The following is a 24129-nucleotide window of genomic DNA, read 5'->3' on the forward strand; positions in this document are numbered from 1 at the left end:
GGTCAGCCATCGTTCATTCTGGGACTTCTCTTTCTTCCGTTTAGTGCAGACCAAACGGTTATCCATGTGGGCTGATAGGTTTTCGGTATGGCGACGCAGGATCGGGATGACAATGGACAATTTGAGGGCAAGATGCGCGATCAGGACATTCTCAAAGCGTTCGACTTCGAGGCTACAGCTGAGGATCCGTATCTGACTGTCAGCGAGGTAGGAGACGCGCTTGCGACTCACTGGGATATTGACGTCACGGACGAGGCAGTTCGGACACGGCTTGAACAGATGCGTGACGATGACACGATTGCAAAGCGACGGTTCGGTCCCGGTGTCGCCTATCGTGCGCTGGTCGGCCCTGAATTATCTGAGACAACCGAAGCCGCTCTTGAGGAGACGACTGGAGAACTGGAAGCCGGGGAAACCAAGTCTCATAAGGATGTCCGGTTGGGCCCTGATGGGACCCAATAAACAGAGGGCTAAGGAGTCATCAGATTTGTCATGACATGGATGGCTGGTCACGACAGATTTGTACGTGCAGCGAGTAGGCTGATCAGAGATGGCGATGGAAAACGACAAGATTCAGTTCCGGGGGGCCACCGAAAAGCAAGCGACGCAGATCGTCGACCAGATGCGCCTTGGTGGCATCAATATCAGTGAATTGGCCCGCCAGGGACTGCAAGAGAAATTGCGAGAAACGCTCTCTGATGAAAAAAGCGAACTCCACCAACGATATGAAGAGGGCGAGATTTCCGAAGATGCTGCTGAAATCTTGATTGGAGACGCGATCGAGGAAATCGATCGCGAGCGTCCGGCCTTCGAAGAGGCCTCCGAACTTGAGACGGATGGCGTCTTTCAGGAGTAGGCTATTTCAGTAGAGTGTAGCAGTTACCTTTCGGAGGATATTCTTCCGTAGTTTTGTTCCCTCTAGTAAAACCTTAGTGTTCCGGGCTTGACGATTCATGCAGCACTACTTGAGCCTATGATGGGAAGCCCTGAGCACGTCCCGTCACAGCTCAGGCAGATCGAGCAGTGGATCTGCTGGCGGACGGAACTGCGGGACGGCAAACAAACCAAACTCCCAGTCGAGCCCGGCACAGGAGAGTTCGCATCGACGGACGATCCATCGACGTGGACGAGTTTCAGAGAAGCCCTTGAATTCGCCGTCGAGAGTGACGCCGTCGAGGGTGTCGGATTCGTATTCACCGAGGACGACCCATTCGTCGGTGTCGACCTTGATGACTGTCGTGACCCCGAGTCAGGTCATCAGAACGCTTGGGCAACCGACGTGATCCAGATCCTCGACAGCTATACCGAGATTAGCCCCTCCGGGACCGGCGCTCACGTCTTGATCGAGGGAACGATTCCCGGTGATTACAACCGAAAGGACGACATTGAGATCTACGAGACTGGTCGGTACTTCACCGTAACCGGCCAGCCACTCCCTGATCGGGATAGAGCGGTTGAGCACCGACAACAGGAACTGGAAACTGTGTACGAGGAGTACGTCGCTCGCGACGACGCCCCCGAGATGGATACTAGCTGGCTCAAGGATGATCCAAACTGCAACAGTGCCGAGACCCCCTCACCAAACGGTGACAGCCCACAGTCGAAATCCACAGTGTCCACAGCAATGCCTGCTGAGAACGGCGAGTCGCCATCGATGAACGGCCATACTCCTACAGATAGCACAGATACGAGCAAGTCGTCCACCCAGATCCGTGGTCTCTCCGAATTAAATGCTGCCCTCGTCCAGCGAGCGATGAATGCGGAAAACGGCGAGAAGTTCGAGCGACTCTGGAATGGGAACTGGAGGGGACTCGGTTATGAAAGTCACTCAGAAGCCGACATGGGATTCTGCTCGATGCTCGCGTTCTGGACTGGGTGTGACCCCCACCGGATCGATGCGATTTTCCGGGAATCCGGGTTGATGCGCGAGAAGTGGGAGGAAGATCGTGGCACTCAGACCTACGGCGAAATAACCATCAGCAAAGCCCTCAACGTCGTTGACGAGACGTTCGACGTGGAGCGGCTCGAATCTGAACTGAAAGACGACGGGGCAGACCCGACGGATGCGTCGACGGCGCCGTCGGACGATCGGTCCATGTCGGACCAGGGATCGTACGATCAACCGCGACCGGACAGAATGGAAGAAAAAGACCCGGAAGTGCGAAAGAATCCCAATAAGTCCGCCGGGCATGACCGGGAGCCGTCGACTGATGAGAGCCACACGTCTTCGTCAACGGCGGAGTCAGCAGGGGGTCAGGGAGCGGATCGCTCATCCTTCAGTGGCCCGAAGTCATCGACAACGAGTCGAACCACGGAGACGCAGCACTTCGAGGACTGGTACACCCAGTTGCTCGACTTCCAGGGGAGCGTCCCACCGTGGGTTGAGCAGATTGCCAAGCGGATTGAGGAACTCGAAAGCGAAATGGATCGCAACGAGCAGCTCATCCGACACTGGCGCGAGAAGGCCGAAGAGCAGGAGGCAGAAATCAAACGTCTTCGTCGGCGGCTCCAGCGTCTAGAAGAGGATGATACCCCCATTCGGAGGCCTGACGCTGATCTCGAAGTCGTTGATCCGGGAGAGCAGACAACCAATCCCCATGACGAGGGTGACTCGGACTTAGAAGACGACGACAGTAGCGGCTTCTTCAATCTCTTTTGAGCATCGCATCTTCCCCTCTGACGGAGAATTTTTCTATACAATAAGACAAAAATTAAGTGCCAAACAGCCCACGTTTTTGCCGTAGCGATGTCAATCGGCAAGCAAGCGCTACTTGTAGTGTCTACTCTGGCACTACTCAGCATCATCATTGTTCAACCAGCAGCGGCGCAGTGCGGTCCTAACAGTACGGCCAACTGTTCAGCCAGTACTGGCGGGTATGAGGGAATCCTCGGGAACATCTTCGATGTCTCGAAACTGACGCTGAAGTACGTCGGCTTCATTGCGATTGTTCTGGGGGCAGCTCTGTGGGCGACTGCTCGGAAGAGTTCGTCTCGTGCCCAATATGGCTCGTGGATGTTCGCCGGCGGTGCGGGCATGCTCATCTTCTACTTCGGGTTCAACGTCTTCGTCGGCCTCCTCCGGTTCATCGCTGGTGGCGGCTGACGCCCCACCTTCCCAGGCACTTCATCATAACCCCGATTTTCCGTACATGCGACAGAGACTCCATACGCTGACGGCTGTAACCTTGCTCGCGACAGGTCCCGATACGATCGAGCGGGCAATCAGATTCCCCGCCCGCTTGAGCATCGTTTTTGAGCTCTTTGGGTTCACCTGTGTTATTCTGGGGGTCATGGCGTACTTCACTGCTCACCACGGCGATCCACGACGGAAGTGGGGGCTGTGGCTTGGCTGCACCGGGACGATCATGGCTATTGTCGGCCTTCGGCCGGACATCCTCCTCTCCCTGCTCAAGTACATGATTCCGAATTAAAACGGCGACCCGCTGCCCACGCTCCGGAGTAGAACCGGTCCAACAGGACCCCGTTCATACCCGAAACCCACGCTCTACCCCAACGACAATGAGTTCAACACTCCACCCAGTCGGTCGATGCCTGCTTACCCTCGCTGTCGTGTGCTTTCTAGCGACGCAACTCATCTCGATTACTGCGCCTGTTCAGGCGAATGTTGGCACACAATCCTCGAACAATACCACAGCAGAGGGCCCATTCCAGATCCTGGCCTCCGCTGATAGGGATTCAGCGCGGAATACCACGAAAATTCCGTTCACGACCTATAACCCCAGTGGCACGACGACCTACAACGTGTCCGCTGGTGCCCCGCCAGTTGCATTCGATACCACCGGATTCACCGAACAGAGTGCCAGCGTGTATGCACCGCGTACAGATGCATACAGGAAACGGCTTACCACTGATATCCATGTTCCGTACGCCGATGACTGGGTGAGCAACCCGGATGAATTGCGAGTTGTTTCAGCCGGTAACAATACGACCCGAAACATCACCACTGGAACAGGGGTCACGTATCCCGTGATGAATGGATACTACGCTCTCGGGCAAATCGAGCCCAGAAACGGATGGCTCCCGACTCGCAATGCCGTAATTACAGAGGGCGACAACCCGAGGGTCACAAATCCTGTCAGAGTCGAAGTCAACAGAGGTGAGTTCCTTTCATATGAGGCGAGAAACGGCCAGGCTCTGGATGAATTTACTACGAATCTCAACCACTCTCGCATACCGAGTGGAAGTCCCACTGTGGATCAATGGTACGATGATGGCTCCGGGATTACAGTCCAGAGTTCCTTTTCAAACCGATCGTTCACTGTCGTCGACGATCACTGGGTCGGTGTGGCTCGCACGTCGCCTGGGGCATATTCCGATGAACAGTTCATTCTGAGTCCCGACGGAGTCTCGATTTTCGCACCGTCTGATTTCTGGGTCACTGAACCATCTGACTGGGAGCGAACTATCGAGGATGGGTGCAAGGTCACCCGGACCGTGACTGTCATCCGGAATGGGAACTTGACGACAGTCCAGAGAACCACCTATTATGATGTTCGCCAATGGGAACGATGGAACCTCGTCGACACTGATACGAATCAGGACGTGTCCGTCGGGGGTAGTTCCGCGCGCCAGACCGGCTCATCGAGTTATCAAGTATCAGACCCCCGAAGCGGCACTATCAGTGCCTCACATGAAGTGGAAGTCACGCTCCGGCGGAGCTGGGGGAACAGCTCACACCCCCAATGCACCTGGAGTCGGAGTGAGACACTTACACCAGAATCGACAGCAGATCACACGGCCGAGGCTTCAGTAAGCCGTCCAGACGAACTGTCGATCACCGTCCATGCTGTTGATCGGCAGCGGCTAAATCAGATTTTCGTGACAGTAAACGGGTCACAGGACCTGAACGGGCAACCCGTCGGCCGGATTCGACTGTCGACGTTAGCATCTGATAAATTCGAGACTATCTACGGGCCGTGGCGGTTCTATCCGGTCCGATTGTATGACTCGATCGAGGAGCGTACGCCCAACGGGACAGAGGATCTACCAGGGAGCTTCAATCAACCTGTCCCGAGCGATCACGTCCCGCACATGTACCGGGACTTTGCTGCGCTCGGTAACTGGTCGAAGGAGGGGCCGATGTTACTGACGGTTACCCGGCGAGAAATCGGGGCCTGGGGAACAGAACCGGCGCTTCCACAAGACGTTGTTCATCGGAATAATTCAGCACCGTTCTACAGTGTCTACGGTGGCCGTACGTACATGACCGACGCAGAAATCCGGCTTCTCCAGGCCAATGCCGAGGACATCTTTGGAAACGATATCGACGTCTCTGTAGAGCGAATCTCCTATCAAGAGCCACAGTTGGACATGCAAAGCGACGGAAAAACGGTCTACGTTCGGCTGTTCGATCCCAACACGGGGACTGGACTGGGCGGGCGGACGCTGAATCTGACGGGTACAGACAGAAGTCACGTCGTTACGAATGCGACTGGGTGGGCGGTAGTGACGGCGAACACGTCGTTCGTGAGTGCGACGTTTGCGGGGACGCCAGTTTTGCGCGGGTCGGCGCCGTTTTACTCCGGTGTTCGATCAAATCACTATGCAACGATATTCGCGTTGGAGCGTTCGGGAGACCTCTACCTCTGGCTTGGGAGGATGATCCACGAGGCGTTGCTGGTCGTCGAATGGCTGGCGCTTCTGTTGTTCTTGACGTGGTACAAACTCGTGTTCAGGCCTACTGACAAACACGGCGCCTCGTAGTCCTCGGAGATTCTTGGAGCCCACAGAAAGAGACGGGTCTGCCGATTATTTCCCTCTCTAAATAAGAAATAATAACAAGACTGCGCTGGAATGGGGTAGCACAGATGGTCGATAGCGATGACTCTCCAGACGAGGGTCTCTCTAGCGAGGAGATTGAACACGCGGAGAGTCACGGCCCAGTTGATCGAACGGACCGAACGAAATTGGCAGCTTCCCGGCTTTCGCGCCACGAGAGTTCGCTCAATTCCTCACTCAGTAGCAGGCGGTCGCCGAAAAGTGACGATATCCCGATCGAACCGTCCGCATCCGCGGATGCTAGCTCGTCGCAGTCTTCTGGCTCTTCCCGGCCGTCGCCCTCTGTGGACCGATCTGAAGAACAGCGAGAGAGCCCTGATGCTGGTATCGGGACAGAGACTGGCGCTGACGCGATCAAAGAGGCCACCGACGCCGGCCGTGAATACATCGAGATCACACCCGTTCGGAGTGATATCTCGCCTCAGACCATCACCCGACAGCTCCGGGGCCTGCACTCGATGGGTGATGGTCGGGAGCTGCCGTTCAGCCTGGAAAGACGACTCGATCTCTTCGACCCCGTCAACACGTTCGAGTTTCTGATTCACAAGCCCGCCGGCCAGCAACGGTTCAACTTTTACCTCGGGACCGATCCCATCGACGATCTCGACCGACTTCACAGCAAGACCACCAGTCAGTATCCGTCGAACTATCGCTTCGAGACCGAGCCATTCGATATTACCGACTGCTTTGAGAACACGCCGCACCTCTGTCGCTGGCACGGGACCGAGCAGAAACGCAACGACTGGATGATGCTGCTCTCGGAGTTCAGCGAGGACAGTACCGAGCGGTCCCCGCTCTCGAACTTGCTTGAGGCCGCCATCACTACGGAGGACGAATGGCTCTTCCAGGCTGTTTTCGAGCCACGCCCTGACTGGACCGGTCAGGCCGAAAAGCAGAAGCGGAATCTCAAGATGGGCGTAACCTCGAATTTCGGCTTTATGCTACAGACGATCCTTGATCGGTTGGTTGGCGTCTCCGATCACGAACAACGGAGCCGCCACCGGAACGACGCGCCAGCCGAAGAAGTCGGCTCCTCCGAGCAGGGTCCTGACGACCAGTCCCGACACAAGGCCACCCGGATGGCGCAACTCAACAATAAGGAGCCACAGTCGAGTTTCAACCTCACCCTCCGGTGTGCCTCTTCTGATGAGAAAGCGATCCGGGATGCGACCACAGCGTTCGGTCAGCTGTCGGGATCGTTCTACGAGATCGAAGGCGAGTACCTCGGCCGGGATGGTAAGGAGTACCAGCGACTGCTGGACCACGATCTGACTCGGCCGACCCCACTGGAATCGGCCTGGAAGAGCAAGCCCATGCTCGTCGCGAACGCGAACGAACTCGCGAATTTCGTGACGGTGCCGGATATTGACTCGCTACCCAAAGCCTCGCGTGGGGCCTCCGGCGGTGGGCCGGCCGCCCATTCGCCGTTGACGACGCCGGATGAAGAGGTCTTCCAGGCGTTCAACGGCGGGATGTGCATCGGGAAGGCCGCGACGGTCGTCGGCAGTGAATCCGAACCCACCGGGCAAGAGGCACTAGAATCCGTTGGCGAGTGGCGCAGCGAGATCGACCAGCGGGAGGCAATCCATCTCGATGCGAACACGCTCACACAGCACTACCTCCGTGCTGGCAGTACGGGTAGTGGAAAGACCGTCGCCGGGATCAATGATATTCTGACCGCCTACGACGAACTTGACGGTCCCACGTTCCTGCTGGATTCCAAGGGCGGGGACATGTGCGACAACTACCTGCGTTCGCATCGCTACATCTTTGACGATCTCGACGACGTCGCGTATATCAAGATCCCCGAAGACGACCAGCAGATCCCTGGGCTACCGTTCTTCGACATCCGCCCGCTGATCTATCAGGCGGGCCGGTCGCGAGAGTCCGCAATCCAGGACACCATCGACCACTTCTACGAGGTGTTGCGGTTTGCGGTCGGCGAAGAGAAAGTCGAGAGTGCCTGGGTCGGGAACGACGTTCTGAAAGCGTTCATCCGGACGCTGTTCGACGAGGAACGAGCAGAGTATCCTGATCCTGATCAGGCCCGCCTCGAGGAAACTCGCGTCGGCGGTGACGCGTTCCCCGTGTCGGATCTGTACGATATGGCGCTGGAATACGAGATGTATCAGGAGATTCCGAAGACGCCGTCGTCGACGGTCGCTGCATCCCTCCGACGGCACACGGAGAAACACGACCGGCAGTTCAAGAAAACCGCCGGCGCTGTGACCAACCGGATTTCGAAGTTGAACGATCGTGACTTCATCTGGCGGATGCTCGACTTCAAACCCGAGTGGGATCACGAGCGAGGCTGGTATGCCGAAGACGAGAATGTGCTGGATCTGCGGGAACTCCTCCACAGCAACAAGGTCGTGCTCATCGATACGGGCGAACTCCGAGACGACGCGTCCCAGATGTTCAACGTGCTGTTCCTGAGCCACCTCTGGACCGCGATCAAGAGTCTCCACACGCCGAACAACGACGACTACGTCGTCAACTGTCTGATCGAAGAGAGCGCGCCGTTGGCTCGAAGTAACATCGTCCACAACAAGTTGCTCCCGGAAGGCCGTGAGTTCGATCTGAGCATGGGGCTGGTGATGCAGTACCCCGCGCAGGTCCTCGGGGATAACCCTCAGAAGAACAAGACGGTGTATACTGAGGTGCTGAACAACATCAACACGAAGATCATCGGCAACGTTTCGACCGACGATGACCTCCCGGACAGTCTGTTCCACGGGGGGCTGGATACTGATGAAATTCGTGACTACATCCAGGGACTTCCCGAGGGGCAGTTTATCGCCCAGCTTCCGTCGACGGGCTTCCAGGAGCAACAGCCCGAGATCATGACGCTGGAACCGTTGCCGCTGTCGCCGGGACACGCCGAGACTGAATCGGCGATCCGTCCGATGGCCGACGCGACGCGTGCTCATACCAAGCAGAAATACTGTATCTCGCCCGAGGAGACAGCGAACCGGCTCACGCAGTTGAATCTTGACGATGATTCGTCTCGGGGGGCAGACGATACTGGTGGAGCAGGTAGTGACGGTCTTCTCGAGTCTGCAGACGAGGAGTCCGAGCGGTCACCAGATGACCTCTCAAATCAAGAGCGGACGTTCCTGCAGGACATCACCGATTACTGGAACGACGATCTCTCGTTCTACCAGCGGGGGGAGCCGATGGCAACCCGCGAGTTCGACCGCCGGCAGATCGGTGATGATCTCGTCGACGACGACTACCTTCGTGAGGTAACGCTTGGCAACCGGTATACCTACTATTGGCCGACGAACAAAGCACTCGCCGCATTCGATGACCTCGAAATCGTGTGGGGAACTGGACAGGGTGATCCCCGAGAGAGTCCCCGACACAAGGTGATCGTGTCACTCCTTGAGCGGATCTACTCGAACCGTGGGTTCTCTGTGAAAACCTACATCGGGGGTGAGGAGACATCTGGGACGTTCGACTTGGTTGCCACCCATCCCCAAGAAGACAACCGGGTCATAGAGGTCGAGACGTCACGGCCTGCCAGACCAGAATCCCCACTCCGGAGAAATGATGTCCTCGAAGACTACACGAAACTCGCTGAGTTCTGTAAGGCGAACGACGCAACAGCTTTGTGGGTCCTTGAAGGTCAAAAAGCGGCCCACCATCTCCTGGATATCCTCGACGAAAAAGGCCATGTCGAGGACCATCCCTCGCGTGACGTAAAGGGATATAAACAAATCACAGAACAGACTGATGCTGGGCACGGACTCGATCAGGTAACTGGCTTTGGTATCGTTTTAGACAAAACAATCGGGGATGGTAGATACGACAGTTTGCATTGAGATATTCCTAACTGCCCTCTTTTTTCCCTTTGCTCAAATTCTTCCCCTCCTGTGATTCAGTCCTAACCCCGGTTCTGTTCATAATCTAAATGGAAACATCCCCTGAATACAGAGATAACCGCAAGACTGCACCCCAATATTAACCAAATATATCCGAAGGTGAATACAGAAGCGAATACAGAGATTAAACCCGCTACGTCCTGCGGTTTACTCTCCTTAATAGAAGATAGTGAATACAGACTCAAACGATCTCCAAAACCATGAATACAAACAAAACCGCAGGAAGGAGATAGGGCTCCCCCCTCCAGACCTCGATTTTGTATATATGCGCCTGCATCCCCGATAACAGCACAAGAATGCGCTAAAGAATCTCTCGAATATTCTACTAAGGTCCTGCATCGGGTTGTTCGTGCGAAGGAATAGAGTGATATAGGCGGTAGAAAGAGGGGAAAACCAGACGAGAGACGGGGTTCAGAGACCAGCCAGCGATCGGGTATATCAGCCAGGTGAAAGGGCTGGAAGGCAGGCAAAGAGCGAGAGCTGATGGGGCCGGAGGGGCAACAGCTGTCGAACGGCGAGTGGTCGGAGCGGAATTTATTTGAAGATAGGTTGGGTGGTAAGAATGTCGATGGATCAGAGAGATTTCGATATCGACACCAGCGACGAAAGCGACATAACTCTCGAAGATCTGATAGACGCAGTTGACGACGTATTGGAGCAGTACGACTCAATGTCTTCAGATGGCTACTCCAGCGACGCGAGCGACGAGGTCTATACAGTCCGAGTGGGAGGGCCTGAAAAAGAGTTCGTCGACGACTTGAGTGAGGCCCTTACGACGAACAGAGCAGAAACTCTTAGACTGATTATCAACCTGGCAGCAGCTCACCTCAAGAAAGCACATGTCTCAACAGAGAAGGTGGAAGCTCTCGATGCAGAACTGACTGCGGTCCGGGAGATGCTCCGGGAGATTGACGCACAGCTACCTCCTGTCGACGACATTAGTACCCAGTTGGACCGGATCGAAGAACGACTCGAGCAACGCGAAGATACTGAGCGCCCATCGTCATCCTGGGAGCAAGGGGATACTGATGGTGATGACGATGATGACGACGAGAACTCCATCTACGACGATGTGGCAAACCCAGAAGACATCGACATCGACCTCCCCGATCCAGATGAAGTCTAACTACGAGTCGGAGCAGTTCTTCAGAAGCCCCGCGACGCTGGCGGTCGTTCAGCGGGATATCGCTGCGTGCCCTCGCGATAGAATCCGCTGAGACGACCACGCGGTGCGCCAGCGCCGCGCCCCTTCGGATTCTCCCATTCGTTGAACGTCAGGAGGGGCGCCTGCGCTGGTTGCGACAGCGGTCCATCGTGCTCGCTTACGCTGCGCGCGATCCGCGACCGCATACGAGGGTCGACGGGAAGCCTTGAAGCAGTTGTCTCCCAAGCATGCCGTCGCGTCGGTTTGTTCCTCCCGGGAAGGGTGGAGGAGTATCTCGATGACTGAGCCGAGCGCCGACCGTGAAGAATCGCCAGCCAACCAATTCGATCCCAATTGGCCGACCGACATCGACGACCTCGACGATGTCGCCGTTCGCGAAATCGGGAAGGAAGGCGGTACCGAGGACTCCGGTTCGGGCCCGGAGGCAACACCGCCGATTCGAGCCAGTCTCCGTGCATCTCGCCCACTCGGCCAACTCTTCCACGACGATCAGTCCGTGACCATCGAAGTCTCCGAGGGATCGACGCTCCTCGTCTCCTTGCAGGTCGACCCCGTCGAGTACCAGACGCCGACACAGACCGTCCGGACAGAGCCCCCACTGAAGTGTTTCACCGACGAAATCCAGGCCGCTGTGGTCAAAACACTCTCGTTGTCGATGCAGCCCCTCGTCGACGTCGCCTCCCTCGATTCGTGACCATACTCGCCGGCGTTGTTCTGCCCAATGTTAACCAACAAAACCAGTTTCTCCGACTATTCTACCGGTTTCAATCGAGACCGTTGGTTAATCGACGAGGATTGCTGGCCGCTCTCTCGCGATAGTTTGTTCTGCCCTGTCGTGGTGGGGCGCGCGACTATGAATCGCAGGCGTCCCAGGAGGTGTTAACGTTGGGAACAGTGCAGTGTCCCCGGTGCAAGCGCGAGTTCGAGATGATGTTCGACGAGACTCGCTTCCATAGTGGGCACTTCCACGACACAGATCGAGGGGAGTCGTTCGAACAGCTTTGCGACGACTGCCATCGAGAAGTCGTCCGCGAGTAAGGCAGTCGTCGGAGCGGTTTACCCTTCTTTTTTCGTCGGATTTGGGATCGTTTCGAAGTCCTCTTCGAGGAGGAGTCGTTCCTCGCCGGTTTCAGTATCCGTCTCACGCAGGTACCCCGTCACCGTTTCGTGCCGACTGTGATACTGGATGACCGTATCGTGACTCAGACGGTCAGTTCGCCCGATGGGGTACCCGTGCTCGACACGGACTTTGAACTCGCCGTCTTCCCAGGTCCAGAGTTTGACCGTAATCGGTTCGGCCAACTGGTCCCGGGCGATTTCGATTACCCGATCGACCGCCGGTTCGATCGTACTCAGTGCTGGGATCGGGTCTGTCTCTGACTGCTGGTGCTGCTGCTCGTGCGCTGAAGATACCCGTGACATGGGAGAAACCGTTGCAGTTGCTTCAAGACGCTACTGGATTGTCAGTGTTTTGCCGTTCCAGCGGGGTATTATAGAACATTTCACAAGACGGTCGATTTTAGGACTGTTGGATATGAATCACCTGCTCAGTGTATGTGCTCATTTATCACTGTTCCTTCAGCGAAAAGCGGCGATAAGGCTGGTCGATACAGCCCGTTTCTGAGTGGGGGCCTAATAGACGACTATTGGGGTATATATGAATCATAGTAACGAAAAGAAAGACTCACCCCAAGAGCCCAGATGGCGACATGTTATCCCAGCAAGGGAGCGAATTACCATCAGAGTACAACACTCTCAATATCGGCATCGCACTGTATGATCCATCTGAGGGAGCCATTTTGGATGCGAACGACCGGCTTGAAACAATCCTAGGGTACCCAACTGAACGGTTGTGTAATCTCGCTATCGAGACATATACTGCGAATACGTATCCTCACTCTGAATCCGATTTTCGTGCCCGGCTCCAGGCGAGTGCTTCGGGAAACCCCCAGCAGTTCATATGGCGCGTCAAACGAGCGGATGGAGAACTCATCTGGGTACAGATAGATCTCTCACGAAAGCGACTCTCAGGGCAGACCTGCGTCTATGCGGAGATACGAAACATCACTGACTATTACGAAACACACCACCGGGTGGAACTCTTCTGGCGGTTGCTTCGCCACAATCTGCGAAACGAGGCGAGTATTATCGTCGGGAACGCCAGTCAACTCACAGCGCATACCGAATCTGAGTCTGTCCAGGACGCTGCCGCGACGATCCAGGCTCGGGGCGAGAATCTCGGCGATATGGCAAGCTCTGTCAAAGAGATCGAACAAGCTGTGGCAGGCACTGAAACACAGCGCGTGCGGCGTCACGCAACGGCTGCGGTGGGAGATGTCGTCACCGATGTTCAGATGGATTATCCCGCCGCGAAGATCACGCTTGAGGAACGTGCGGAGATGGGAATCCACGTTGATGATGCGTTCGCATATGCGCTCAGACACGCGTTGGAAAACGCTATTGTTCACAGCGACGAGACGGAACCGGTTGTTGATGTGAGTCTCGGGCCGTCACCGAATACTGGCCGCGTCGAAATCTGTATCGCAGACACGAATCCACCGATCCCGGATGAGGAATTTGACGCACTCTTTACCCCAACAGAAACCACGAACACATCTCACGGATCTGGAACCGGTTTGTTTGTGATGAAGTGGTGCATCGAATCCCTGAACGGCGAAATTAAGTTCGAAACCGGGGATGCTCACGGAAACGATGTCTACTTCTATCTCCCCCCGAAGACGCTACCGGACGAGCAAACGGAGAGGTAACACGGGATTCGCTCCCAGTCGTGATCGACTGAGCCGATACACCGCAAGTACGCGTAGCAACTCATCGATTCAGACTGAAGGAGAAAAAATACATGACGCCATCGTGCCAATTCCATACTCTGTATCGACCGCTCACTAAACCTGCCTACTGACCGCTGAGAATCCTAACAACCTTCGTATGTTTTCTGAAAGCCGTGCAAGATGTAGGGCGCGAATCGGTCAAGAAACGGTCCGTTCAATCCAGGTCGTCGAATCGGCAATTACAACAGGCAAACTGATCAGGCGGATGGTGACTACGGCTCGATCGACGCCCCGACCCTGTCCGCAATCGCTTGGAGGTCAGCCTTCCGAAATGTGGAGTCGTCCGCCGTCTTCAGCGACTCTGCGATCCCGACCTGTGCTCGGATGCGTCGACGCATCCGCGGTGTCGACGACCGCTCCGCATCGTCGACATCCACCCCGAGCGCCTCCCAAATTGCCTGAATCTCCTCCTTCGTGAACGACGCATCGACCTCCCGTTCGAAGCGACCTGTCGCCACTCAAGTCACATTTCGAATCTCGTGGACGTCTGATTCATCGGTGTCCACTCTCTTGCCCCGATCAAGCTTCCTACTTGGTCCCAACGAAACGGTCGGAAGATACGGGGTGAATCCAACCTCTGACCGTTGCTTGACTCACCCACAGTATTCATCAACCCCGTTCTAACAAACTGCTGTCATCCTGCACTGTGGATTTTCCGTTCTGAACGCTAAGGTAGAGTAAGATACCTGCGTGCCGCCCGTTGTTCTATAGCCCCCGAAGGAGTGGGGGCGAACCACGTCCCACGAGTTTCGCTGGGATATCGCGCACTTGTCACATATGAATGACCGGAAAGCCTGCAGAACCTGCATTATGCACAAGAATCGGGAGGAGAACGCCCAGCGGACTCTGGAACGGCACCAGCGACTTCAAGCATGAGTCTATGATCTGAAATCGGCATGCTGGGCCGAATTATGCGGGCGATGAGGGCCGGCCGACGCCGGAAGGGAGCACGTCTTGGCTTCTGACCGAGCCCTGACCCCGGCGATTGGGATACAGTTTCGTCCCACGCTGTTCGCGTAGGGGTTCCCCACCGACGCGGCCTGCGGCTAACGAACAACGAGCGAACCGCAGGGTGTGGCGAGCGTGCGTCATCCTAATCTCCTGGTTGGTGTGTCAGTGAAGACGTGGTTGTAAGTCAGCGAGGCAAAGTTATCAACTCTGGTCAAGATGTGATATACACAGTCACGATCCGTCGTAGAGACTCACCCGGAACGGACGTGAGTCGCGACGGGTGCGGGCACCCTGCGTGTGTCCTCGCCAGCGCTTTGGAAAGCGCGAGCAGGACGAGCCGAACACACGCGAGCCGGATTGATGCAGGCGATCAGCCGGATTCGGCGACCGAATCGAGGGACACGACCGGCCACTCGCCGGCGGGCATCGCCTGCCGAACAAACCGGGCGACCGCTGTCTCGGGCGAGCCGTCCGAGTCCGCGTCGTCGATCCGTGCTTGGAGCGAGTCACCACCGCGAACGACGATTTCGTCCGTCGCCGTGCCGATCCGGAGATCGGCTCCCGTATCATCCGTCCGGTCGGCAGTTGCGATCGTCTGGCCGGCTCGTTCGCCCGGCGTCTCGCCGATGAGCTGGAGGGCAGCGTCGGCGAGGTGTGTGATCGCCGTCGGGTCGGTATCCACGAACACGTACACGCTCCCGGCGTTCAGGGCTCCGAGATCGCTGTCCGGCACGCCGATGACGACGTCGGTCTCGCCGCTTCCGGTGAGGTCGGTCTCGGCTTCGACCGTGTAGCCGGGGCGTGCCGCGAGTGGCACGTCGTCCGCCCGGTCCGGGAGCGGCTGCACAGCGCCCAGAGCCTGGTCGTCGTCGTGGACCCTGAACAGTCCCCAGAGGCCGGATTCGAGGCGTCGACGTTGCTTGGTTTCCTGGTAGAGATAATCGCCGGGATTCCCGTGTACCCCGCCGGCACCACCGAGCAGGTCGAGCGTCCGGGCGGTGCCGGGCGCGAACTGGCCGTCGACTCCGATCGCGGGGCTCGCCTCCACGCCGGGGAAGCGTTCCCACTGGTGGCCGGCGAGGTGGAACGTGATCGCCCGGGCCTTGTCAGCTGCACAGGCGACACGGAACCGGACGGGGTCGTCGACCCGGGCCTCCACGACAGGCGTGTTCGGGTCACCGTGTACTGTCGAACTGTACACGAGATGCTGGGCGGGGTTCGTCGCGAACCGACGCGCGAACGGCTCCGAGCGATAGTTGACGCTCCCGTAGCCCTGATCCTCCGTGTCTTCCGGAACCTGCGTGCAGGGAGCGGGGTCGCCAGCGGTCCCGTGTTCGGCTTCCGCCGAGCGTGGCACGACGCAGTTCGTCGGGTCGAACCGGTTGACGACGTACTGGGCGTCGGCGAACAGCAGGCCGTGCTCGCGAACATCCGCCGTCCCGTCGGCGGTCCGGACGAGCGCGGACGCGCCGTCGATCGCCGGCTCGGCCGTGTCGGGGTCGAGCGGGATTGCGTTCGGCGGCTCGACGAGAACTTGCCCGAAGGCACCGTGATGGCGGGTGCTCCGCAGGTCGGCCATATCCCAGAGACACACCGCCCCGATATCACCGCTCGCGGTCCACTCGTAGGTGAACGTCTCGCCGCTCCCGACAGTCGTATCGTGATTGAACCCGGCCGTCACTCCGGCGGCGTCGTTCACGTCGTACTGGAGCGCGAGCGGGTGGAGCGACACCCGATCCGACCGTGGCCACGGCTGTGGGACGAGCATCTCCGGGTCCGGGTGGTCGTTGGTGAGAAACGGCGGCAGGTCGTTGGTGAGATTGACCCGCAGTCGCTCCCCCTCGTTCACGCGGAGGAACAGTGGCTCGGGTGCGCGGTCACCGGCCTTGACCTCGTCGACGTACCGGTCGAGTGCGAACACCACGCCGTACGGGTCGTGGTCCCCGTAGTCGTTGTAGGGAATCTCGGTCAGGAACGCCGTCACGTCGTACTCGCGGACGTCGGCGTCTTCGGCCGACTCCGCCCCGGCTGTGTCGGTGGGGGTTCCCGGCGGCTCACCGACCGCAGAGCACCGCCGCGCGTCGGCGTCGGCAGGAACCAGCGGGGTGTCGTAGACCCCGAGGTCGCGGAGGTGCTGTTGGATCCGCCGCCCCACATCCTTTCCGACGTCGACGTCGCCGAGTACGGCGTCCCCGAGGTCGTCGAGGACGTCGACGGTAGCATCGAGCAGGGACGTCGCGTCGTCGACCGCGTACAGGTCAGGTGCGCGTTGCCCCTCCTCGGTCCAGGCGACATCGGAGTGGGGTGCCGGGTGCCCCATCTCCGCGAGTGCGTCCGTTGGAATCTGCTCGCCCGGCGGTTCGGAAACGCCCAGGGGCCGGAGGTGGTCGACGCCGCCGCCCCACAGCCGCACGAGTCCCCACATTCCCGTCCAGAGGTCGTCGACGACGGTCGATCCGTACAGGTAATCGCGGACGGGCAGGCCGTCCGGGTTCGACCGTTCGTCGCCCTCCCGTGCCGTCTCGGTCCCGGGAATCTCGAAGGTAAACGCCTCGGAGGTCCCGAGGTACTTACAGACCGACGCTTCCGGCGGGAGTCCCTCACGGTCCGTGCGGAGGCCGTGGACGCTGAACGTGTGTTGCTCCTCGTAACAGCCCTGGAACACCCGGACCCGGATCGGGTCGCCGTCGTAGGCCTCGATGACTGGTGTGGGTGGGTCGCCGTGGACTGCCGAACTGTGGACGTACGCCGGGTCTGCTCGATCACGGTTGTAGTAGGGAGCGTTCCGGTAGTTGATGGCCATCGTCCCCTTGTTCACCGTGTGCTCTTTCTCCGGATTGACGTACTCGCCGTTTGGTTTCCGGAGTGGCGCGAAGTCGTGGTAGTGGAGTGCCTGTTCGCGGAACGGGGCCGTCTCGGCCGACTCGGGCGGGACGATGTCGGCCTTCGCACCACTGAACACGCGCTCGCCGGAGTAGGGGTCACGCCACTGTGACCCCTGCGGTTCCACGAGCAACCCACAGAACATCCCGTGGATGCCCTGTTTGATCGCGAAAATGTGGTCGTGGAAGTAGATCGTCCCCTCCTCGTCGGCGTACCAGCGTGAGACGTTACCCTGCTCGGGATCGGTGAACTTCGTCGGCTCGGTGCCCTGGTAGTAATTGAACCCGTTCGGCAGCGAGTCGGACGCCAACACGTCGTAGCCCACGTAGTGTGGATGGATCGACGCGTCGAACGGCCGCGCTTCCACCAGGTCGACAGTGTCCAGTTCGTTCCGTAACTTCACCGTGACACAGTCGCCGACGTTGGCCCGGATGAACAGTGGCTCCGGGTTCAGTTCCCCGGACCGGACCCGCTCGGCGTCGTCGATCGTCACCGGCCCGTCCGTCACGCCGACGACGTCCTCCTCGGTCTTGCCCGGCCCCGGAGAGACGTTCACCTCCTGGGCGACGTAGACGATGCCGTCCGGGTCGTGTTCCCCGGCGTCGTTGTAGGCGATCTCGGCCCGCATCACCGCGATCGTGTACTCGACGAGCCGGTTCGCGTCCTCGACTGGATCGGCGTACGGAGCGCCCGGGAGTATCTCGTCCCCGAAGGCGGCACGCTCCATCTCGGTCGGCTCACGCGAGTCCGGCTGGGACAGCTCCGGAGGCTCGGGTGCCCCGTAGCCGACCGGGTCGTCGACGTTCTCGACGGTCTCGATCGCGTCGCCGACGAACGACGGGAACCCCGGCGTGTCGGACTCGGCGTCGAGGATCGTCCCCCGGGACGTCGGCAGCGTGTCCGGGTCGGTGACGATTTCCGTTTGCGGGAGTGGTTCGAGGAAGTCGTGTTCCTTGTCGAGCACCCGCATGAATCCCCACATCCCCTCGGCGTAGTGCGGGAACAGGTGGCAGTGAAAGAGGATGTCGCCAGCCGTGCCGTGCGTGTAGCCGGCCCCCGACTCGGTGAACGCATCCGTGAACTCCATGTCGGGGCGGACCGTCCCAGGGCCGTGCCCCGCGACGAGGTACGACTCGTAGGTGTCGCCGAGACCGATCGTCTGTGCGTCGATGGTCGGTGCCTCGGTCTGTGGCACCTCGTTGTAGCGGTGTTGATGGAGGTGGTGGACGTGGTTCTCCTCGTGAGAGGCCCCGACGAAACAGAACTTGATGGGGTCGCCCTTGTAGGCCGTGTACACGTTGTCGCCGCCGCCGGGGTCGCCGTTCGTCCACGAGTGGTAGAACAGTTCCTCCTTGTCGCTCTCCGGGAACTCGTCGTTGACGCGCTGCCCGGTCGGGTCACATCGGTAGTTGATCGCGTGGATCGACTGCTCGGTCAACTCGGTCGGCCACGTGATATCCGGGTCCGTCCCGACCGGTGAGTGATAGAGGACGACGAACTCGCGGTAACTCGTCTCGAACCGGCTCGGGTCGTGGATGTCGGCACGGAGCCCGCTCCGGAGTTCGCCACCGGTCTGGGGGTCGGTCCACGTCGCCTCTGGGGGCTCGACGACGACCGCGCCGAAGAGTCCTCTGGCGAGGAGATTCGCCCGCTCGGGCCGCTCAGTCGCGCTATCGATGGCCTGGTTCGCGCCGTCGTAGAAGAAATGCGTCCCCTGATGGGTCGCCTGCCAGGTGTACTCGACGCGGTTGTCGGGGGCGGCGGATTCGGGTGCCGCGGTCGTGTCCGGGTTGGTCCCGACGGCCATCCCATCGGAGATCTCGACGTCGTAGGGCAGCGCAGTCTGGTGGATCGACGCCGGGCGGTCCAGGTGGTTGACGAACTCGATCTCGATCCGGTCACCCTCGTTCGCACGGATCACGAGCGGCTGGATCACCGACGGGTCCTTCGGGTTGTCTGCTTCCAGCAGCGCGTACGCGTCGTCGAGTGGATTGAGTTCGGCCGCGTCCTCGGCCGACTCGACGCCAGCGTACTCCTGTTCCGGCACTGCCTCACAGTAGCCCGCAACGAGTTCGCGCAACGCCTCGACGCTCTCGTGTTCCGTCCCGAGGGCGTCCGCGAGTCGGCCGATCCGGTCCCGATATTCGTCGACGACGGCGTCGTGATTGTCTACCACCGCCGTTTCGAGGCGTGTACGAATTTCCTCGACCAGCGGCCCGTATTCGTCGATCGTCTCTCGCACCGCGAGCCGCCGGTCGCTCTCGATGTCGTACTCCCCGTCGAGTTTCGCTCGAATCCGCCGCTGTAACTCCCGCGATCCGTCGGTCTCGAGAGCGTCTTCGAGGGCGTCCCCGAGGTCGGCCTCGGCGGTGTCAGGGTGGTCACCTGCGCTCCGGATGGCCTGGATGACCTCGTCGACGGCCTTCTTGTACCAGTCGAACACTCCCTCGGTTGCCGCACACACTGGCTCGATGCCGTCGAAGTACGCCTGCGTTTCCGCACGGAGTTGCTTGACCGTGTCGAGGTTCTCCTCCAGCACGTACATCGCGCCGTCGGGGACGTGGAGGCCGAACCGGTTCAGGACGATGTCGGCCTCAACCGCGTGGATCGTAAACTCCTGTACGCCCGTCGCATTGTCTGTGTCTGATGTCATGAGCGTGCCTCACTGACGGATCACGCGACGCTGTCGCCCCGGCGGCCGTCCTCGATGCGTTCCGCTCACAACTGTCCCACACACCACGGGTGCCGCCGTTCTCTCTGTCTGTCTCGCCGCTGGGCCGTTTGCGGGTGACACGCCTCGTGGTCCTCCTGTATCCCAGTCCTACGGGCGCGCTTGCATCCGCCGTCTCTCCTCATGCTGAGATAGAGTACATCTGGCTGGAACAACTAATAATAATTTGGGATGGGTAGTCGTTCGAGTTAAGTTAGTAAAGAAGGCGTTCGAGCTCTGAGTATCTATGCTCGAAATTGAACGCCTCAACAGTAGTATCGGGTATATACTGAATATCAATCTGTAAATAATGATATAAAAATATCCAATTTGGGCAAATTATATTGTTAAAATACAGGCTCAGTGAACAGCTGGTCCAATGTCTCCGGCAAAAAACCGCCGTACTGTATGGAACCTCTTTATCGGTCACGTAGTTACTGACAGAGTTTGGGTAGTTGGTGAGAGAGTTGCTGAATAGAGCGCACATATCTCTTAGACAGAAGCTTCGGATTAGATTGCCCTACGCTCGGTTTCGATCTGCTCGACGTAGGTCTCCACGACCGTCTCGATGATCGTTTCTCCTGCCTCGGCGGTCGCCTCAGTCGGATCGCCGAGCACGCCGTTTTCGGTAATCGATTTGAAACCCTCGCTGAGCAGGCGCGCAGGAGAGATTTCTCCCTCTGGCCCAGTTTCGAGGGCATCCATGCGAACGAGTCCTTCATCGATTGCGAGCACTATTGCCGTCTCGGCAGCCCCGGCGTGGATCACGTCCAGGTCGTACTCGATGCCGGCCGCACTGAGTCCTTCGTTCAGCAACTGCATGTGCTCGTCCAGGTCGGCGAGTGGAATCACCGCGGCATCGATCTCACGGGCAATCTCTGGGGCGACGGTCTTGACCGGGCCGAAGTTCCCCCCGTGTGTCGGGACGAGGACGATGTACTCGAATCCGTGCTCGTCGAGAGACCGACAGTACGACCGGATAACGTCCATGAGTGTCTCCGGGGGGACCGTAATCGTCCCGGGAAACTCCATGTGATGGCCTGAACACCCGGGTCGGATCGTCGGGGCAGCGAGGGCATCGCCCAGTTCCGACGCGATGCGGCGTGCGAGCTCGTTACCGTCCAGCGTATCCATGTTCAACGGCAGGTGCGGGCCATGTTGTTCGATCGAGCCGACGGCCACGATCGCCGTTCGATTGCCGTTTTCGAGAGCGGATTCGACTGCTGGCCATACCATCTCCTCGAGGGCTACTGACCGTCGAAAAGACATACACTCCTGTTGGTCACAACGGACGTGAAAATCTTGTGAAATCGTAGAGCCACCCTGGTGATCCAATAATCGGCTGCTGACTACATCCTCTAAGTCTTGCACGTTGATTCTGACAATCCTCTAGTAAATTAGAATTCGCATCGGTATCTGAGCGCTCTGTATTGAACGATCCGGGACCTCAGAAGACCAGTGCCTCAACCGTCCCATGTCGCCCTAACTGTAGTTCTGGACCCGCTGCTCGCGGCCGTTCGTTTGTCCTCCCCAGAGGAACTGGAAGGGTTCTACCATGTCCACCGACAGCCAGCAGACGGATGTACTGCCCGCTAGCCTCGAGTCGGATCTGGAGTTCCAGCTCGTCCTCACGCTGCTCGAACAGTACGCTGAACCCAGGGACAGCTCCCGACACGACGCGGCCGCCTGTCGCGCCTGTGGGCGCGGTGACGCCGTCATCTCGAACTGCCGCCGTAAGTACGATACGACAGTCAAACGCCACGTTTGCACCCGCTGTGAGACCTACGGTGCCTCGCTCATCCAGGCTCGGTCTGGTGTCCCTGCTCGGGTGCGATCTCTGGGCGACGTCCAGATCTTCGATCTCTCCGACGAGACTAACGCCCGCTTCCGCGGCACCTTCTGATGCACGTAGCGTGAATTTCGATAAATAATTTTAGCGACCGCAAATTATTTGCTAACGCGGGAGTAACAATACGAGCATGACCGCTGACGTGCCACCAGACGATCTGCCGAGTCTTGAAGCAGAGTGGCGTGAACAGCGACAGAACCAGTCCACGAAGGACCGAGTTTACACAGCCGCTCTTCAGTTGTACGACGCCACTCGTGTCAAGGAAGTTGCCGAGCAAGCGGACGTCTCGAAAGAGACAGCACGCGACTACCTGAAGTGGTTCTGCGATTTGGGCGTCCTCGAACAGACGGCAGAATCGCCGGATATGTTCAAGCGGAACGAACAATACTTCGAGTGGCGCCGGATCGAGCGGCTTCAGCAACAGTCCGAAGAGGAACTTATTGCCCGACTCGAGGAACTCACACAGCAGGAGCGGGGGTATCGAGATCGATACGATGCTGACGATCCCTCCAGTGTCGATGCCCTCTCCCACGCTGATTACGACGAGCTCGAAGATGTCTGGCGGGATATCCAAGAGTGGCGTACTATTCAGCGGCGTATCCAGGAACTCGAACAGGCCCGCCAACGTCGCGACAAATATCATTAAGCGAGTCTTTCGGTGGCCCCGCTACGGCTCGTCCCACGTAAGGCGTTCAACAGTCGGAAATTCTGATTTCGCAGTTTGCGGCGGATTGTAATACCGGGACAGGATATCGTAGTACCCGAACTCAGGAGGGATTCGAGCGCACGCTGCTGCCAGATTTTCGTCTGCCGTATGTGTGATGACACGGATTCGAGTGTTTTCGTCAAATAATCGAACTGCTAACGCAACCAGTGCCGCGTCCCGCCAGTTATTCGTTTCCGGATACTTACTCTGGCGATTGAGAAATTCGTCCGCGATGAACCGGGCTTTCTCGACCGATCCCGCACTGGGATCGTACCCGTCAGTTCGCCTCCCGGGAAGCGGTGTCGCTACCCGAAGCCACCCCTCTTCGATAGCTGTATCGAGATACGGGTTCACCGGTGAATCAGTTTTTCCAGTATCTGCCAGTTCATGGTACACTGCCGCCGGCACCCAGATCTCTGTCTCAGCCTCTGCCACGGCGCGCTTGAGCGACTCTAAGTGTGGACTGGGGAACTTCCCCATATTCCGAAACATCACCGTGTCCGCGATGTTTGCAGTATACATTTCCGAGATACGGGCTACTCGTCAACGAGTTCCTCACGCAGATTGCGTTCTTCGTCCTCGAAATCGTCGGGGGTGTACGTTTTCGGGGCAGAGTCATCGTCACCAAGCCTTAAAATTGCATAGAGGGCCTCGACGAGGTCGTACGTGGTCCCAGGAGAGAGATCCGTAAGTTCAGCGATCTGTCGGATTGTGACCTCGCCCTTACTGTGTGCTGTCACGAGATCATGAGTGAGTGCGAACGTCACAAGTCCGTGGTCCTCGAGAACACGCTCGATCGCTGGGTACTCGTCCTCGTGTGCGACGATCTCGACAAGTTCTGGCGTGATCGAGACCTCTGTCTCACGAACTGTCAGCGTCATCTCGAATTCCTCAGCGGTGTATACCGCTGTGCCTGCGTCGTCCCCAACTTTGCTAATCAGGCCAGCCTGCTCTAACTTGTGGAGATAGTCATATACTGTCTTCTTCGAGACCGACAGCGTTTTAACGAGAGTTGGACCGGTTGCCGTTTCCGAGCGTCTGATCGACGTATAGAGGGCAGCAAGGGCAGTATTATCGAGTAATTCTGCGAACGTCGGGATCCCGGTGATCGGCCCCGGAGCGTCCTCTGCATTTCGGACGTGTTCCGTATCGTAGCTCATCCTGTATAGAGTAACGAAACTAGAAACCATAAGGGTTTGCTACGGACAGAGGTCTCCTGAGCTGCTGTCTCCTCCTCGGTTCTATAGTTGAGATGTCGTTGAATAACAGATCTGAGCCCTCGCCCGGGTCGCGGTCGCTGCGCGACATCTCCGCTTAACCTTCCGCACGCACG

The 24129-nt window shown here is 58.3% G+C and carries 18 protein-coding genes; 12 read left to right on the forward strand and 6 right to left on the reverse strand.

All coding sequences use genetic code 11. From position 1 onward, the window contains the following. Window positions 1-87: 87 nt before the first annotated feature. The 9 genes from MUG96_RS23785 to MUG96_RS23825 all read left to right on the forward strand — a co-directional run bounded on the left by MUG96_RS23785 (window position 88) and on the right by MUG96_RS23825 (window position 11542). Window positions 88-462 carry a helix-turn-helix domain-containing protein gene (locus MUG96_RS23785; protein WP_246989639.1) on the forward strand — a complete coding sequence of 125 codons (375 nt, stop codon included), beginning with the start codon at window positions 88-90 and terminating at the stop codon, window positions 460-462. An 88-nt stretch (window positions 463-550) separates the two neighbouring features. Next, window positions 551-856: a DUF8065 family protein gene (locus MUG96_RS23790; protein WP_246989640.1), complete on the forward strand. Its 306-nt coding sequence runs from the start codon at window positions 551-553 to the stop codon at window positions 854-856. 120 nt (window positions 857-976) lie between these two features. After that, window positions 977-2659 (forward strand): phage NrS-1 polymerase family protein, encoded by a 1683-nt coding sequence (locus tag MUG96_RS23795; RefSeq protein ID WP_246989641.1) that lies wholly within the window; start codon window positions 977-979, stop codon window positions 2657-2659. 87 nt (window positions 2660-2746) lie between these two features. Next, window positions 2747-3103 (forward strand): hypothetical protein, encoded by a 357-nt coding sequence (locus MUG96_RS23800; protein ID WP_246989642.1) that lies wholly within the window; start codon window positions 2747-2749, stop codon window positions 3101-3103. Beyond that, the gene (locus MUG96_RS23805; RefSeq protein ID WP_246989643.1) at window positions 3093-3431 is read left to right on the forward strand and encodes a hypothetical protein; all 339 of its coding nucleotides are present in this window, start codon (window positions 3093-3095) and stop codon (window positions 3429-3431) included. The genes MUG96_RS23800 and MUG96_RS23805 overlap by 11 nt, the downstream gene beginning before the upstream one ends. 1792 nt (window positions 3432-5223) lie before the next feature. After that, complete coding sequence (locus MUG96_RS23810; RefSeq protein ID WP_246989644.1) at window positions 5224-5724, forward strand: hypothetical protein; 501 nt, start codon at window positions 5224-5226, stop codon at window positions 5722-5724. A gap of 359 nt (window positions 5725-6083) precedes the next feature. Beyond that, window positions 6084-9623 (forward strand): ATP-binding protein, encoded by a 3540-nt coding sequence (locus MUG96_RS23815; RefSeq protein WP_246989645.1) that lies wholly within the window; start codon window positions 6084-6086, stop codon window positions 9621-9623. A gap of 622 nt (window positions 9624-10245) precedes the next feature. Further along, window positions 10246-10809 carry a hypothetical protein gene (locus MUG96_RS23820; protein ID WP_246989646.1) on the forward strand — a complete coding sequence of 188 codons (564 nt, stop codon included), beginning with the start codon at window positions 10246-10248 and terminating at the stop codon, window positions 10807-10809. Between the two features lie 316 nt (window positions 10810-11125). Further along, window positions 11126-11542: a hypothetical protein gene (locus MUG96_RS23825; RefSeq protein WP_246989647.1), complete on the forward strand. Its 417-nt coding sequence runs from the start codon at window positions 11126-11128 to the stop codon at window positions 11540-11542. A 362-nt stretch (window positions 11543-11904) separates the two neighbouring features. Here the strand turns inward: MUG96_RS23825 and MUG96_RS23830 are convergent, their stop codons facing one another. Then, window positions 11905-12270, reverse strand: coding sequence for a hypothetical protein (locus MUG96_RS23830; protein WP_246989648.1), 366 nt, complete (start codon window positions 12268-12270; stop codon window positions 11905-11907). 287 nt (window positions 12271-12557) lie between these two features. Here MUG96_RS23830 and MUG96_RS23835 point away from each other — a divergent pair, with 287 nt between their 5' ends. After that, a complete protein-coding gene (locus MUG96_RS23835; protein WP_246989649.1) occupies window positions 12558-13616 on the forward strand; it encodes a PAS domain-containing sensor histidine kinase in 1059 nt (352 codons plus the stop codon). 293 nt (window positions 13617-13909) lie between these two features. Here the strand turns inward: MUG96_RS23835 and MUG96_RS23840 are convergent, their stop codons facing one another. The 3 genes from MUG96_RS23840 to MUG96_RS23850 form a co-directional block, all read right to left on the reverse strand. After that, entirely contained in the window at window positions 13910-14155 is a 246-nt protein-coding gene (locus MUG96_RS23840; protein WP_246989650.1) for a hypothetical protein, read from the reverse strand. An 863-nt stretch (window positions 14156-15018) separates the two neighbouring features. Beyond that, window positions 15019-20184 (reverse strand): multicopper oxidase domain-containing protein, encoded by a 5166-nt coding sequence (locus MUG96_RS23845; RefSeq protein ID WP_246989651.1) that lies wholly within the window; start codon window positions 20182-20184, stop codon window positions 15019-15021. Window positions 20185-20751: 567 nt separating this feature from the next. After that, complete coding sequence (locus MUG96_RS23850) at window positions 20752-21510, reverse strand: creatininase family protein (RefSeq protein WP_246989652.1); 759 nt, start codon at window positions 21508-21510, stop codon at window positions 20752-20754. 286 nt (window positions 21511-21796) lie between these two features. Between MUG96_RS23850 and MUG96_RS23855 the strand changes: the two genes are divergently transcribed. Then, window positions 21797-22144, forward strand: a complete 348-nt coding sequence (locus tag MUG96_RS23855) for a hypothetical protein (RefSeq protein WP_246989653.1) — start codon at window positions 21797-21799, stop codon at window positions 22142-22144. 76 nt (window positions 22145-22220) lie between these two features. Continuing rightward, the gene (locus MUG96_RS23860) at window positions 22221-22736 is read left to right on the forward strand and encodes a DUF7342 family protein (protein WP_246989654.1); all 516 of its coding nucleotides are present in this window, start codon (window positions 22221-22223) and stop codon (window positions 22734-22736) included. 21 nt (window positions 22737-22757) lie between these two features. Here MUG96_RS23860 and MUG96_RS23865 read toward each other — a convergent pair whose 3' ends face one another. Next, the gene (locus MUG96_RS23865) at window positions 22758-23318 is read right to left on the reverse strand and encodes a PIN domain-containing protein (protein ID WP_246989655.1); all 561 of its coding nucleotides are present in this window, start codon (window positions 23316-23318) and stop codon (window positions 22758-22760) included. 14 nt (window positions 23319-23332) lie between these two features. After that, window positions 23333-23956 carry a helix-turn-helix domain-containing protein gene (locus MUG96_RS23870; protein WP_246989656.1) on the reverse strand — a complete coding sequence of 208 codons (624 nt, stop codon included), beginning with the start codon at window positions 23954-23956 and terminating at the stop codon, window positions 23333-23335. Window positions 23957-24129 lie beyond the last annotated feature (173 nt).

This window comes from Halorientalis marina (assembly GCF_023028345.1).
Classification (GTDB): domain Archaea; phylum Halobacteriota; class Halobacteria; order Halobacteriales; family Haloarculaceae; genus Halorientalis; species Halorientalis marina.